Here is a 13663-nt window from a genome sequence, read left to right as displayed (position 1 = left end):
GCGTGCTCAGAAGCCCTGGGCGAGGCGGTGGTAGGCCTGGTTCCAGCGGACCTGGTCGGCGAACCCGCGACGCGTCGTGCTCTCGTCGATCACCAGCAGCTCGGTGCGGGAGAGCTCGGCGAAGATCTCGAACGCCTCGACGCCGACGGCCGACGAGAGCACGGTGTGGTGCGCGCCCCCGGCGGTCAGCCAGGCCTCGGCGCTCGTCGTGAAGTCCGGGCGGGGCTTCCACACGGCACGCGCGACGGGCAGGTTGGGCAGCGCCGCGCGCGGCGGCACCACGTCGACGACGTTCGCCGTGAGCCGGAACCGGTCGCGCATGTCGGCGAGCGAGACCACGACCGCGGGGCCGGGGTCGGCGTCGAAGACCATCCGGACCGGGTCCTCCTTGCCGCCGATGCCGAGCGGGTGGATCTCGACCTTCGGGGTCGAGGTGGTCAGCGACGGGCAGATCTCGAGCATGTGGGCACCGAGGATGAACTCGTCGCCCGGCGTCAGGTCGTAGGTGTAGTCCTCCATCAGCGACGCGCCGCCGGGCAGCCCCTCGCCCATGACCTTCGCGGCGCGGACCAGCACGGCGGTCTTCCAGTCGCCCTCGGCGCCGAAGCCGAAGCCCCGGGCCATGAGGCGCTGGACCGCGAGACCGGGGAGCTGGCGCAGGTCGCCGAGGTCCTCGAAGTTCGTCGTGAACGCCTGCGCGCCCAGGTCGCCGAGCAGGGTCAGCAGCGCGAGCTCCTGGCTCGCGGCGTAGCGCAGCGCGTCGTGCCGGTCGCCGCCGGCGCGCAGCTCGGGAACCACGTCGTAGGTGTCCTCGTACTCCTTGACGAGCACGTCGACCTCGGCGTCGGAGACCCGGCCGATCGCGTCGACCAGGTCGTTGACGCCCCAGGTGTTGACCGAGACGCCGAACCGGACCTCGGCCTCGGTCTTGTCGCCCTCGGTGACCGCGACGTTGCGCATGTTGTCGCCGAACCGGGCCAGGCGCAGCGACTGCGTGGCGGCGCGCCCGGCCGCGGCGCGCACCCAGGTGCCCACGCGGCGCGCGACCACCGGGTTGCCCGCGTGGCCGACGACCGTGGTGCGCGCGACGCCCAGCCGGGTCGCGATGTAGGCGTACTCGCGGTCGCCGTGCGCGGCCTGGTTGAGGTTCATGAAGTCGAAGTCGATCGCGTCCCACGGGAGCTCGACGTTCGCCTGCGTGTGCAGGTGCAGCAGCGGCTTGGTCAGCGCCGAGAGGCCGCCGATCCACATCTTGGCCGGGCTGAACGTGTGCATCCAGGTGATCACGCCGAGCACGTTCTCGTCCGCGTTCGCGTCCAGCATCGCGCGGCGGATCGAGTCGGAGTCCTTCAGGACCGGCTTCCACACGACCCGCACGGGCACGTCGGACGAGGCGTCGAGCGTGCGCGCGACCTCTTGCGACTGCTCGGCGACCTGGCGCAGCGTGTCCTCGCCGTACAGGTCCTGGCTGCCGGTGAAGAACCAGACCTCGCGGCCGGCATAGGGCTTGCTCACGCGTGCTCCTCCTCGTTCGCCCGGGCCTCGTCGCCCTGGCTCTGTGCGGTCTGTCCGTACACGTTCTGGTACCTCGCGTAGAGCGAGTCGATCTGCTCGGCCGGGATCGGCAGCGGCTCGCCGAGCTGGCGGCTGATGTGCACCGTGCGCGCGACCTCCTCGACCATCACCGCGGCCTTGACGGCTGCCTTGGCGTCACGCCCGATGGTGAACGGGCCGTGGTTGCGCATGAGCACCGCCGGGCTGCGCGAGCCGCGCAGGGTCTCGACGATGCCGCGCCCGATGGAGTCGTCGCCGATCAGCGCGAACGGCCCGATCGGGATGTCGCCGCCGAACTCGTCGGCCATCATCGTCAGCACGCACGGCACGGGCTCGGCCCGGGCGGCCCACGCCGTCGCGTACGTCGAGTGCGTGTGCACCACGCCACCGACCTCGGGCATGTGCCGGTAGACGTAGGCGTGCGCGGCGGTGTCGCTCGAGGGCGCGCGGGTGCCGTCGACGAGGTCGCCGTCCAGGTCGCACACGACCATCGCCTCGGGCGTCAGCTCGTCGTACGTCACGCCCGAGGGCTTGATCACGAACAGGTCGGTGCCCGCCACCCGCTGCGAGACGTTCCCCGCGGTCCACACCACCAGGCCCCACCGCGGGAGCTCGGCGTGCAGCCGCGCGACCACCTCGCGCGTGCGCTGGATCTCGTCGGTCATCGTCGTCTCCCCCTCAGACCGCGTCCGCGGCGGCACGCTCGACCGGGAGGCCGGCCACGTACCGCTCGAGGAAGGCGGCGAAACCCTTGACGTCGTCCGGGTCCGGCTCGACCACGTCGATCTGGGCGCCCGCGAACACGCGCTCGGCGAGGTACGTGCCGAGGTCGAGTCGGTCTGCGACGTCGAGGTAGCTCGCGAGCACAGCGATCCCCCACGCGCCGCCCTCCCCGGCCGCGCTGCCCACGGCCACGGGCGCACCGACGGCCGCCGCGAGCAGCCGCTGCGCGACGCCCGCGGTCCGGAAGAGCCCGCCGTGCGCGAACATCGCGTCGAGCTCGACGCCCTCCTCGGCGAGCACCCGCAGCCCGAGGCTGAGCGTGCCGAACGCCGAGTAGAGGAGCGCACGCGCGAAGTTGGCGAGGGTCAGGCTGCTGTCGGGCGTGCGCACGACGAGCGGGCGCCCCTCGGCCAGGCCCGTGATGGGCTCGCCGGAGAGGTAGTTGTAGGCCAGCAGGCCGCCCGCGTCGGGCTCGCCGTCGAGCGCCGCGCGCAGCAGCGCGCCGAACACCGCGTCGGCGTCCGCGGGCTGGCCGAGCGCCCCCGCGAACTGCCCGAACACGCCGGCCCACTCGCCGAGCTCGCTCGCGCCGTTGTTGCAGTGCACCATCGCGACGAGATCGCCCGCGGGCGTCGTGACCAGGTCGAGCTCGTCGTGCGCGCGCGCCAGCGGCTTCTCCAGGACGACCATCGCGAAGATGCTCGTGCCCACGCTGACGTTCGCGGTGCGCGGCGAGACCGAGCTCGTGGCGACCATGCCCGTGCCCGCGTCGCCCTCGGGCGGGCAGAACGGTGCGCCGGGCTGGAGCGCGCCGCTCGGGTCGAGCAGGGCCGCTCCCTCGGGGGTGAGCGTGCCGGCCTCCTCGCCCGCGACGAGGACGTCGGGCAGCAGGTCGACGAGCCGGATGCCTCGGTCGGCGACGAGCCCGTCGAACCGCGCGAGCAGCTGGTCGTCGTACTGGTGGGTGATCGTGTCGATCGGGAAGACCCCCGACGCGTCGCCCACCCCGAGCACGTCGCGGCCGGTCAGGCGGCGGTGGACGTAGCCGGCCAGCGTCGTGACCGAGGCGATCTGCGGCACGTGCGGCTCGTCGTCGAGGATCGCCTGGTAGAGGTGGGCGACCGACCAGCGCAGCGGGATGTTGTGGCCGAACAGCGCGCTGAGCTCGGCGGCGGCCCGCTCGGTGCTGGTGTTGCGCCAGGTCCGGAACGGCACGAGGAGCTCGCCGTCGGCGTCGAACGCCAGGTAGCCGTGCATCATCGCGGAGACGCCGACGGCGCGGAACGTCGTCGGCCGCACGCCGTGGCGGCGCTCGGCGTCGTCGAGGAGGTTGGCCACCGCCTCGCGCAGCCCGGCCCAGACGGCGTCCAGCGAGTACGTCCAGCGGCGGTCGATGTACTGGTTCTCCCAGTCGTGGTTGCCGCTCGCGATCGGCACGGAGTCGGGTCCGACCAGGCACGCCTTGATCCGCGTCGAGCCGAGCTCGATGCCGAGCGTCGCGCGCCCCGCGGCGATCACCTCGCGGGTCGCGTCCCCCCCGAAGCCTGGTTCCTGGCTCATCGCGCCCCTTCGCACGTCCGGCCCGGGACGGCTGTGTCCCGAGGTCTGGCAAATGTTAGCGCTAACAATGCTCCTGTGTACACCGGCTGGCGGGACTGCCAACAATTCGGCGGTTCGCGGTCGGCGCGCCGTCGGGAACCAGACGCGCGTCGTGCGGGAACCGACTACCGCGGAGCTCGGAACGGGCGGAAGAAGTCGCGCAGCTCCTGGGCGTAGACCTCGGGCTCCTCGAACGGCGCGAAGTGCCCGCCCTTCGGCGGCTCCGTCCAGCGCACCACGTTCGCGGTGCGCTCACCCCAGGCGCGCGGCGGCCGGACGACGTCGCCCCCGAAGATCGAGAACCCGGACGGCACCTCCACGCGGCGCGCGAGCTGCTCGGGCGCGATGGCGGCGTTCGCGCTGTACATCCGCATCGACGAGCCGATCGTGCCCGCGAGCCAGTACTGCGTGACGTTGGTCAGGATCTCGTCCTTGCTGAACGCGCGCTCGACGTCGCCGCCGCAGTCGCTCCACGAGCGCAGCTTCTCGACGATCCACGCGGCGAGCCCCACGGGCGAGTCGGTCAGCCCGAACGCCGCGGTCTGCGGCTTGGTCCGGTGGATCGCGCCGTAGGCGCCCTCGGCCGCGCCCCACGCGGCGACCTCGGCGAACCAGGCACGCTCCTCGTCGGTGAGCAGCGCCGCGTCGCCGCCGAAGACGGGCAGCCCGGCGTCCGTGCGGTGCACTGCTGCGACTCGGTCCGGGTGGTCGAGCGCGAGGTAGCGGCTCACGTGGCTGCCCAGGTCGCCGCCCGCGGCCACGAACCGGTCGTAGCCCAGCGCGGTCATGAGCTGCGCCCAGAGCCCGGCGACGGCGATCGAGTCGAGCGGCGGCCCTGCGGGTGGGTCCGACCAGCCGAAGCCCGGCAGGTCGGGGACGACGACCTCGAACGCGTCCGCCGGGTCGCCGCCGTGCGAGGCCGGGTCCGTCAGCAGGCCGACCACCTTCTGGTAGCGCCACGACGAGTCCGGCCAGCCGTGGCTCAGCACGATCGGGAGCGGGCTCGGTCCGGCGCCGCGCGCGTGCACGACGTGGATGCCCAGGCACTCGACCTCGACCCGCAGGCGCGGGTGCCGCCACAGGGCCGCCTCCTGGGCCGGCCAGTCGAACTCGTCGGTCCAGTAGGCGACGAGCTCGCGCAGGTAGTCGACGTCCGTGCCGAGCGACCAGCCGGCGTCCGCGGGAGCGTCCGGCCAGCGCGTCGCCCGCAGGCGGCGGCGCAGGTCGTCGAGGGCCGCCTCTCGGCGGGCGCCGGTCTGCGGCTCGAACGGCACGATGCGGGCGGGCACATCCGTCATGCCCGCCACCCTAGGCCGGGCTACCGACGGCGGATCCGACGGCGCGAGTGCGGGTCGCGCGCGACGCGCCCTCGCGCCGTCTGACCCGCGCTCGGTGGTGGTGGGCCGGAGGCGACGGCGTGACGGGCTTTCGCCTCAGGCGCGGGCGGAGCTCGCGCGGACCACGAGCTCGGGGGGCAGCACGTGCCGCTCGCTCGGCCCGCCGTCGAGCGCGGCCTGCATGACCGAGGTGGCCAGGCGGCCGAGCTCGGCGAAGTCCTGGCGGACCGTGGTCAGCGGCGGGGCGTAGTGGGACGAGCCCGCCTCGTCGTCGAAGCCGACGAGGGCCACGTCGTGACCGACGCGGACGCCGGCCTCCCAGAACGCGTGCTCGAGCCCGAGCGCGAGCTGGTCGTTCGCGGCGAAGATCGACGCCGGCAGGTCACCTGAGTCGAGGAGCCGGCGCCCGATCGCGTACCCGTCGTCGGCGCCCCAGCCGGTCACGACCGGCTCGATCAGGTCGATGCCGGCGGCCACGCACTCGTCGTGCCAGCCGGCCAGGCGGTCCTGGGCGTCGAACCAGTCCTGCGGGCCGGCGACGTGCAGCACCGGGCCGCCCAGGTCGAGCAGGTGACGCGTGGCCAGCCGGGCGCCCTGCCGCTGGTCGACGCCGACCGCGTGCACGTGGCGCCCCGGCGGGACGTCCGGGGTCGAGGAGATCATGACGATCGGCACCGGCGAGTCCAGGCCCGCGACGGCCTGCGCGATCTCGTTCGTCGGGGCGATCACGACGATGCCGTCGACGCCCTGGTCGAGGAAGTGCTCCGCGGTCTTGCGCATCGTCTCGGCGTCGACCTGCCGGACGGTGGCGACCGAGACGTACCAGCCGGCCACGCGCGCGGCCTCCTCGAACCCGACGAGTGTGCTCGTCGGACCGTGCAGCGCACTGGCCGGCGTGACGACGCCGAGCGTGTCCGATCGCCGGGTCACCAGCGCGCGGGCCGCGCTGTTGCGCCGGTAGCCGAGCTCGGCGATGGCCTCGTTGACGCGGTCGCGCGTCTCGGGACGCACGCTCGGGTGGCCGTTCAGGACGCGGGAGACCGTCTGGTGCGAGACGCCGGCGCGCTGCGCCACGTCGCTCATCGCCGGTGGGCGCGCGGGCATGTCCATCACGATCAGCCGGCGTACTGCGAGCCGAGCTCGCGCGACCGGTCGGCCGCGGCCTGCGCGGCGGCGACGATCCCGGCCCGCACGCCGTGCGCGTCGAGCTCACGGACCGCGGCGACCGTCGTGCCGCCGGGCGACGAGACGCGCTCGCGCAGCACCACCGGATGGTCCCCGCTCTGCGCCGCGAGCGCGGCGGACCCCTCGACGGTCGCGACCGCGAGCCTCGTGGCCAGGTCCCGCGGGAGGCCGAGCAGCACGCCCGCCTCGGCCATCGCGTCGATCAGGTAGAAGGCGTAGGCCGGACCGGAGCCGGATATCGCTGTGACCGCGTCCAGGTCCTTCTCCGCGACGCGGAACACCAGCCCGGTGGTCGACAGGATCTTCTCGACGAGCACGAGGTGGCCCTCGCTCGCGGCGGAGCCCGGTGCGATCGCGGAGGCCCCCTTGCCGACGACGGCCGGCGTGTTCGGCATGACGCGCACCACCGGGGTGCCCGTCGGCAGGCGCCGCTCGTAGAACGAGAGCGGCAGGCCGGCCGCGACGCTCACGACCACGGTGCCGCCGCGCAGCACGGGTGCGATCTCGTCGAGGACCGAGCCCACCACCTGCGGCTTGACCGCGATCAGGACGACGTCCGCGCGCGCGGCCGCGGTGGCGTTGCGCGCGCCGGTGCGGACCGCGTAGCGCCCGGCCAGGTCGTCGGAGCGGGCGACCGACTGCTCGGTGACCTCCACCTGGTGCGACGACCATCCCGAGGCGAGCAGCGCCGCGAGCAGCGTCTCGCCCATGACACCGCCGCCGAGCACGGCGACCTGCGCGCCCGCGTGGTCCTGCTGCTCGCTCATCGTCGTGCGTCCTTCACGTCAGGGTCTCGACGCGCCGACACTGGCGCCGCCCGCGAGCCTACCGACGCGGGCGGCGCCGTGAGTCCCGGCCTCGCCGGGATGGACAGATCAGCCGCGGTTGCCGCCGCCCTGGAACCCGCCGCCCTGGAACCCGCCGGCGGGGAAGCGTCCGCTACCCGGCGCCTCCGTCGTCGACCCACCGAGTCCCGACAGGCCGCCACTCGTGGAGTCGCCGCTCGAGTCCATCGACACCGTGAGGTCGGCGAGGACGACCTCGTCGCCCGCGCTCAGGCCCGACGTGATCTCCGTGAGCTCCGAGCCCACCGCGCCGCGCACGACCGGGACCGAGGAGACCGTGCCGCCCTCGAGCATCTGGACCGTCGTGGCCGAGCCGTCGACGTGCACGGCCGAGGTCGGCACGGTGAGGACCTTCGCGCCCCCGGCGACCTCGATGCGCACCTGCGCCGACGAGCCGTCGTAGAGCTGCACGTCGGTCGGGTCGACCGCCAGGTCCACCGTGTACGCCGGGGTCGAGGAGGTCGAGACGTCCAGGATGCCGATGCTGGAGACCTTCGCGGTGCGCGTGTCATCCGTGCTGCGCACGGTGAGGTCCGCCGACTGCCCGACCTGGACGACGTCGATCGAGCCGAGCGGGACGGTCGTGGTGACGGTGTAGCCCTCGGCGCCGAGGATCGTGACGACGGCCGTGGTCGAGGACGCGCTCACCGAGTCGCCCGTGGCGATCGAGACCGCCGCGACCGTGCCCGCGATGGGGCTGGTCAAGTGCACCAGCGCGAGCTTGCTCGTGGCGATGTCGAGGTTGGCCTGCGCGAGGTCGATCGCGGCGCGGTCGGCGACGATGTCCGCGGCCGTGGCGGCCTGGGTCGTGGTCTGGCCTCCGCCCTGGGTGCCCGTGCCCCCGGTGCCCGTGCCTCCTGTGCCGGTGCCCCCGGTGCCCGTGCCGCCGGTGCCGTCCGTGCCCGTGCGGCCGTCGGTCGGGGCCGTCGGCTGGGTCGCGTGGTCGCTGGGCGCCGTGGGCTGGCTGGCCGGCTGGCTCGGCTTCGTGGGGGTCGTGGGCGTCGTCGGAGTCGTCGGCGTGGTTGCGCCGCCTGCCTCGTCGACGGCCTTCGCGTACGCGGTCACCGCCGCGTCGAGGTCCTTGGCCAGCGACATGAGCGTCGTCTGCGCGTCGCCCACGGTGGTCGCCGCGTCGAGCGCGTCGCCGATCGCTGCCTGGCAGGCCGCCAGCGCGTCGGCGACCGAGCCGTCGTCGGCGGCGGTGACCGTCAGCGCGGTCGACGAGATCGCCGTGCCGTCCGCGGTCGTGAGCCGCAGCGCGTCCGAGCCGGCCGCGGTGCCCGCGGGCAGGACGACGCCGACGGTGAACGCGCCGTCCTTCGGCGGGACCTCGGTGAGCACGTCGCCGCTCGAGGCGAGCCGCACCTGCACCGGGTCGCTGCCGGCGCCCGACGCGACGACCTTGACCGCCGAGCCTGCCGCTGCCGTGCCCGGCGTGATCGTCAGGACGTCGCCGGTCGCCGCGGCGCCGGAGGCCGTCGTGACCGCGAGGAACGCGGTGCACGCCGCCGTCGAGGCGTCGACCGCGTCGCCGCTCGCCGTGAGCGTCTTCGTCGTCGTGTCGTACCGCGCGAGCAGCGCGGCCTGCGCGTCGTGCACCGCGGCGAGGGCCTCGTCGACGTCCGACGATCCCGCACCGGCGCTCGGGCTCGCGCTGGGCTTCGCCGCCCCGGGAGCCGCCGCCGACACGTAGGCGGCGTTCGAGACGACGGCGCCGCCCGTCGACACCGCGGGGGTGATGGCTGCGGCGGCGGAGGACGTCGAGGCGCCGGTCGCGGTGGTCGTGGCGCTCGTCGTGCTCGTCGACGTCTGCGAGTCGAGGTCGTCGGAGAGCTGCTGGTTGGCGTCCGCGAGGGCGGAGGTCGCGTCGTCGACGTCGGACTGCAGGTCGGCGGGGTCCAGCGAGGCGAGAGGGTCGCCCGCCTCGACCGTGTCGCCGACAGCGACATCGACCTTCGAGACCGTGCCGGCCACGGAGAACGAGGCGTCGCGGCGCTCGGCCGAGCTCACGGTGCCCACCGCGTCGACGCGCTGCGTGACCGAGCCGAGCGCGGCGGTGGCCGTGCGGTAGTGCTCGCCGTCCTCACGACCGGCCGCGAGCGCGACCCCGCCGCCGACGAGCGTCACCGCGACGACGGCCACGACGACGAGGACCGCGATGCGGCGGCGGCGCTTGCGCCGACGGGCGGCGCCACAGGGACGCGTGGGCTCAGGCATCGGCCGACCCCTGCGTGCTGGTGTCGTCCTGACCACCCTGTCCGCCCTGTCCCCCGGCGCCACCCTGCCCGCCGGGTCCGCCCTGCCCGCCCGGACGTCCGCCGAAGCCGCCGCCGAAGCCCGTGCTGCACTCCCCGTCGGTGGCCTGCGAGACGACGATCCGCGTCGCGGCGACCGCGCCCTTGTCGTCGGCCTTGCCCTGCACCGACGCGCACGCGCCGACGGCCAGCGCCTTCGCGCTCGCCTTCGCGGTGGCCGAGTACGTGGTCGAGGAGTCGACGGTCACGGCCTTGCTCGTCGTGGCGCCGTCCTGGCCGGCGGCGTCGACCGTGATGGTCGAGCCGTCGACCGCGGTCACCTTGCCGGTCGTGAAGCCGCCGAAGCCGCCTCGACCACCCGTGCCACCCGTCGGGGCGTCGCCGGGCTGGCCCGCGCCCGCCGTCGGCATGCCGCTCGGCAGGTCCGTCGGGGCGCCCGAGGGCCGGTCGCCCGGGGTCCCGCCGCCGCGCCCGCCGCCGAAGCCGGTCGTGCACTCGCCGTCGGTCGCGGCGGTGACGCTCACGCTCGTCGCGGCCGCGTCGGCGGAGGTGCTGTCGTCGGTCGAACCGGGCGCGCCGCCCGTGATCGCCGTGACGCACGAGCCAACCGTGACGTCGGCGAGCGTGCCGGTGGTCGTCGCGGAGAACGTCGTGTCGTCGCTCCAGGTCACGGTCGTCTGGCCGTCGTCGTCGCGCACCTGCAGCGTCGCGTCGCCGACCTGGGCGATCTGGCCCGTGGTGCCGCCACCGCCCATCGGGCCCCCGCGTGCGGCGTTACCGTCCGCGGCGGCGGGTGCGGAGGGAGCGGCGGTCGCTGCCGGCTCGGCGGTCGCGGCGGGCTCGGACCCGCCGGAGCACCCGGCGAGCACGAGCGCGGCGACCGCGAGCGGCGCGGCGAGCGTGAGGAAGGGGCGGGTACGGGACATGGTGGAGCTCCTGGGGGTGGTGGAAGCCGCGCGGGTCATTCGGACCGCAGCGCGTCGATGGGGGTGAGGCGGGCTGCTCGCGTGGCCGGGTAGACGCCGAACACGAGGCCGATGCCGACGGCCACGACGACCGAGCCGGCCACGGCCGCGCCGGACACGACGATCGACGTGTCGAGCAGCCCGGGCAGGACGTGGGCCGCGACGATGCCGAGCCCGGCGCCGATGACGCCGCCCGCGAGGCCGAGCACGGACGCCTCGACGAGGAACTGGCGGCGGATCGCCCACGGCGGGGCACCGAGCGCCTTGCGCAGGCCGATCTCGCGCGTCCGCTCGGTGACCGAGACGAGCATGATGTTCATGACGCCGATGCCCCCGACGAGCAGGGACAGCGCCGCGATGCCGGTGAGCAGCACGGTCAGCGTCCGGTAGACGGCGGTCGCCGTCGACACCAGGGCGTCCTGCGAGCTGACCGTGAAGTCGGCCGAGTCGGTGGCCGTGATGCCGTGCAGGTTGAGCAGGAGCGTGGTCGTCTCCTGGTTGGCCGCGGAGAGCTGGTCGGTCGAGGCGGCCTGCACGTAGATGGTCGACACCGAGCTGCGCGCGTTGCCGCCGACGAGCTGCTCGGACGCCGTGGACAACGGGACGAGCGCGAGGTCGTCGAGATCCTCCGAGCCGCTGGCACCCTCCGCCGCCAGGACGCCGATCACCTGGTAGTCGTCGTCGCCGATCGTCACGGACTGTCCGACGACGCGCGTGGTGCCGAACAGCTCGGTGGCGGTCTCGGAGCCGAGGACGATGACGTTCGCGCGGTCGGTGTCGTCGGCCGCCGTGAGGAACGTGCCGTTCTCGAGCTCGCGGGAGCGCACGTCGAGCCAGTCGGCGGTGGTGCCCGTGACGGTCGTCGTCCAGTTGGTGTCGTTCGCCTCGAGGCTGGCCGAGGTCGACTTCTCGGGGGCGACCGCGGACACGTCGGGCGCGTTGGTCCTGGACGCGAGGGCCTCGGCGTCGGCCCGGGTCAGCGTGGCCGCCGAGCCGAACCCGCCGCGCACGCCGTCCGTGCCCGTGCTGCTGCCGGGCGTGACGATCAGCAGGTTGGAGCCGAGCGAGCTGATCTGCGCGCTGACGTCCTTCTGCGTCCCGAGCCCGAGGCCGACGGTGAGGATCACCGCGGCGATGCCGATGAGGATGCCCAGCACCGTCAGTGCGGAGCGCAGGCCGTGCGACCGGACGGCGGACCAGCCCGTCCGGAGGGTCTCGAGCCAGCTCACCGGTCGATCACCTCGTCGGACTGGATGAGCCCGTCGCGCACCCACACGATGCGCCGCGCGTGCTGCGCGACCTCGAGCTCGTGCGTGATCAGGACGATCGTGCGGCCCTGCTGGTGCAGCTCGTCGAGCAGCCCCAGCACGTCGGCGGTCGACTGCGAGTCGAGGTTGCCGGTCGGCTCGTCGGCCAGGAGCAGGTCGGGCTCGCCGACCAGCGCACGGGCGACCGCGACGCGCTGCTGCTGACCGCCGGACAGCTCGCCGGGCCGGTTGGCGACCCGGTCGCCGAGGCCGACGCGCTCGAGCGCGGCCGCGGCACGCGCCCGGCGCTCGCCCACGGGCACCTGCCGGTACATGAGCGGCAGCTCGACGTTGCGCCACGCGGACAGCGCGGGCAGCAGGTGGAACTGCTGGAAGACGAACCCGATGCGCAGGTTGCGGATCTGGGCCAGGTCGATCTCGTCGAGCTCGGCGATGTCGTCGCCCGCCAGCCGGTAGTCACCCTCGGTGAGGGTGTCGAGGCAGCCGATGATGTTCATCAGCGTCGACTTGCCGGACCCCGAGGGGCCCATGATCGCGACGTACTCGCCCTGCTCGATCCGCAGGTCGATGCCGCGCAGGGCCTCGAACTCGATGCTGCCGGTGCGGTAGGTCTTGCGGGCGCCGACGAGCTCGATGACCGGGGAGCCGTGCTCGGCGAGAACGGTGCCCGTGGACGCGAAGGCGTCGAAGAGGTCAGCCATTGGTGCCACCGCCCTGCGGACCACCCTGGCCGCCGCCCGGGCCGCCCTGGAAGTCGCCGCCACCCGGGAAGCCACCCTGGAAGTCACCGCCGCCGGGGAGCTGGCCGGTCTGGCCGCCCTGCCGGTTGCCCGTGCCGGCCTGGAACGTCTGCAGCACGACCGCGTCGCCCTCCGCGAGCCCGTCCGTGATCTCGACGAGGTTGCCCGAGGTCTCGCCCGTCGTGACGGTGACCTTCTTCTGCGTGCCGTCGGTCGCCTGGACGGTGACGGTGCTCGCGCCGTCGGCCGTCGTGACCGCGAGGGCCGGGACCGTCAGCACGTCGGTGCGGCGCTCGTAGATGATCGAGACGTCGACGCTCGTGCCGTCGTGCAGCGTCGTGGTGTCGCCCGTGACGTCGACGACCACCGGGTAGGCAGCCACGCCGGACGTGCTGGTCGAGACGAGCCCGACCGAGGCGACGGTGCCGTAGAGGGTGTCGGCGAGGTCGTCGGACGTCATCTCGACCTGGTCCCCCGCGGCGACGTTCGCGACGTCGGCCTCGCTGACCGTCGTCGCGACCTGCCACGCACCGGTCCCGACGATGACGAACTGGCCGGTGCTCGTGGTCGTCGAGGTGCTCGACTGGCTCGACGGCTGGGCGGCGCCGCCGCCGCTGGAACCGGTGGACCCGGTCGTCACCACGTCGCCGACCTCGAGGTCGGCGGTCGTGACCAGGCCCGCGGCGGGCGCCTTGAGCACGGCGTCGTCGACGGCCGCGTCGGCGTCGTCGACCCCTGCCTGGGCGACCTCGACCTGCGCCTTCGCGGCGGCCACCTGCGCGTCCGACGAGTCGGAGCCGTCGGCTGCGTCCTCGGCGTCCGAGAGCCGCGCCTCTGCCTGGGCGAGAGTCGACTTGGCGGACAGCAGGTCGGCGTCCAGCGTCAGCGTGTCGACGGTGGCGAGCACCTGGCCCTTCGTGACCGTGTCGCCGGCCGCGACCTTGACCTTCGTCACGGTGCCCGAGACCGCGAAGCTCACGTCCTCCTGAACGGTGGGCTCCAGGGTGCCCGTGCCGGAGACGGTCTTCTCCATCGTCGACAGGCTCGCCTCGACCGTCCGGGTCGTCGGCCCCTGCGCCTCGGCGGACGCGGGCTGGCGCCACCACATCCACCATGCACCCGTGGCGACGAGCCCCACGATGACGACTGCTCCGACGACCCGAACCCATGGCCGGGTCCTTCTCCAACGCGC

General features: G+C 74.1%; 11 protein-coding genes. All 11 read right to left on the bottom strand.

Features of this window, described 5'->3' with window-relative positions; all coding sequences use genetic code 11:
- Window positions 1-6: 6 nt before the first annotated feature.
- The 11 genes from araA to D1825_RS15565 all read right to left on the bottom strand — a co-directional run bounded on the left by araA (window position 7) and on the right by D1825_RS15565 (window position 13609).
- Window positions 7-1515 (bottom strand): L-arabinose isomerase, encoded by a 1509-nt coding sequence (gene araA / locus D1825_RS15615; RefSeq protein WP_118768339.1) that lies wholly within the window; start codon window positions 1513-1515, stop codon window positions 7-9.
- Window positions 1512-2219, bottom strand: coding sequence for an L-ribulose-5-phosphate 4-epimerase (locus D1825_RS15610; RefSeq protein ID WP_118768349.1), 708 nt, complete (start codon window positions 2217-2219; stop codon window positions 1512-1514). Before D1825_RS15610 ends, araA begins: the two co-directional genes overlap by 4 nt.
- Window positions 2220-2232: 13 nt before the next feature.
- A complete protein-coding gene (locus D1825_RS15605) occupies window positions 2233-3837 on the bottom strand; it encodes a xylulokinase (RefSeq protein ID WP_118768338.1) in 1605 nt (534 codons plus the stop codon).
- 164 nt (window positions 3838-4001) lie between these two features.
- On the bottom strand, window positions 4002-5174 hold the full coding sequence (locus D1825_RS15600) for an epoxide hydrolase family protein (protein ID WP_118768337.1): 1173 nt from the start codon (window positions 5172-5174) through the stop codon (window positions 4002-4004).
- A 135-nt stretch (window positions 5175-5309) separates the two neighbouring features.
- Complete coding sequence (locus tag D1825_RS15595; RefSeq protein ID WP_233549940.1) at window positions 5310-6317, bottom strand: LacI family DNA-binding transcriptional regulator; 1008 nt, start codon at window positions 6315-6317, stop codon at window positions 5310-5312.
- A gap of 11 nt (window positions 6318-6328) precedes the next feature.
- Window positions 6329-7165 carry a pyrroline-5-carboxylate reductase gene (gene proC / locus D1825_RS15590; RefSeq protein WP_118768335.1) on the bottom strand — a complete coding sequence of 279 codons (837 nt, stop codon included), beginning with the start codon at window positions 7163-7165 and terminating at the stop codon, window positions 6329-6331.
- Window positions 7166-7273: 108 nt separating this feature from the next.
- Window positions 7274-9460: an HlyD family efflux transporter periplasmic adaptor subunit gene (locus D1825_RS15585; protein ID WP_118768334.1), complete on the bottom strand. Its 2187-nt coding sequence runs from the start codon at window positions 9458-9460 to the stop codon at window positions 7274-7276.
- Window positions 9453-10424, bottom strand: coding sequence for a DUF5666 domain-containing protein (locus tag D1825_RS15580; protein WP_118768333.1), 972 nt, complete (start codon window positions 10422-10424; stop codon window positions 9453-9455). The genes D1825_RS15585 and D1825_RS15580 overlap by 8 nt, the downstream gene beginning before the upstream one ends.
- A gap of 35 nt (window positions 10425-10459) precedes the next feature.
- Complete coding sequence (locus D1825_RS15575; RefSeq protein WP_118768332.1) at window positions 10460-11692, bottom strand: ABC transporter permease; 1233 nt, start codon at window positions 11690-11692, stop codon at window positions 10460-10462.
- A complete protein-coding gene (locus D1825_RS15570) occupies window positions 11689-12432 on the bottom strand; it encodes an ABC transporter ATP-binding protein (RefSeq protein WP_118768331.1) in 744 nt (247 codons plus the stop codon). The genes D1825_RS15575 and D1825_RS15570 overlap by 4 nt, the downstream gene beginning before the upstream one ends.
- Complete coding sequence (locus D1825_RS15565; protein WP_233549939.1) at window positions 12425-13609, bottom strand: efflux RND transporter periplasmic adaptor subunit; 1185 nt, start codon at window positions 13607-13609, stop codon at window positions 12425-12427. Before D1825_RS15565 ends, D1825_RS15570 begins: the two co-directional genes overlap by 8 nt.
- Between the last annotated feature and the right edge of the window lie 54 nt (window positions 13610-13663).

This window comes from Cellulomonas rhizosphaerae, assembly GCF_003470205.1.
Classification (GTDB): domain Bacteria; phylum Actinomycetota; class Actinomycetes; order Actinomycetales; family Cellulomonadaceae; genus Cellulomonas; species Cellulomonas rhizosphaerae.
Note: the sequence above shows the minus strand (reverse complement) of the source record. Positions and strands in the feature narration are given on the sequence as shown.

Bases quoted from the DNA above. Each gene is read 5' to 3' on its own strand.
- D1825_RS15610 (WP_118768349.1), bottom strand. From the start codon at position 2,219: ATGACCGACGAGATCCAGCGCACGCGCGAGGTGGTCGCGCGGCTGCAC.
- D1825_RS15605 (WP_118768338.1), bottom strand. From the start codon at position 3,837: ATGAGCCAGGAACCAGGCTTCGGGGGGGACGCGACCCGCGAGGTGATC.
- D1825_RS15600 (WP_118768337.1), bottom strand. From the start codon at position 5,174: ATGACGGATGTGCCCGCCCGCATCGTGCCGTTCGAGCCGCAGACCGGC.
- D1825_RS15595 (WP_233549940.1), bottom strand. From the start codon at position 6,317: ATGCCCGCGCGCCCACCGGCGATGAGCGACGTGGCGCAGCGCGCCGGC.
- proC (WP_118768335.1), bottom strand. From the start codon at position 7,165: ATGAGCGAGCAGCAGGACCACGCGGGCGCGCAGGTCGCCGTGCTCGGC.
- D1825_RS15585 (WP_118768334.1), bottom strand. From the start codon at position 9,460: ATGCCTGAGCCCACGCGTCCCTGTGGCGCCGCCCGTCGGCGCAAGCGC.
- D1825_RS15580 (WP_118768333.1), bottom strand. From the start codon at position 10,424: ATGTCCCGTACCCGCCCCTTCCTCACGCTCGCCGCGCCGCTCGCGGTC.
- D1825_RS15570 (WP_118768331.1), bottom strand. From the start codon at position 12,432: ATGGCTGACCTCTTCGACGCCTTCGCGTCCACGGGCACCGTTCTCGCC.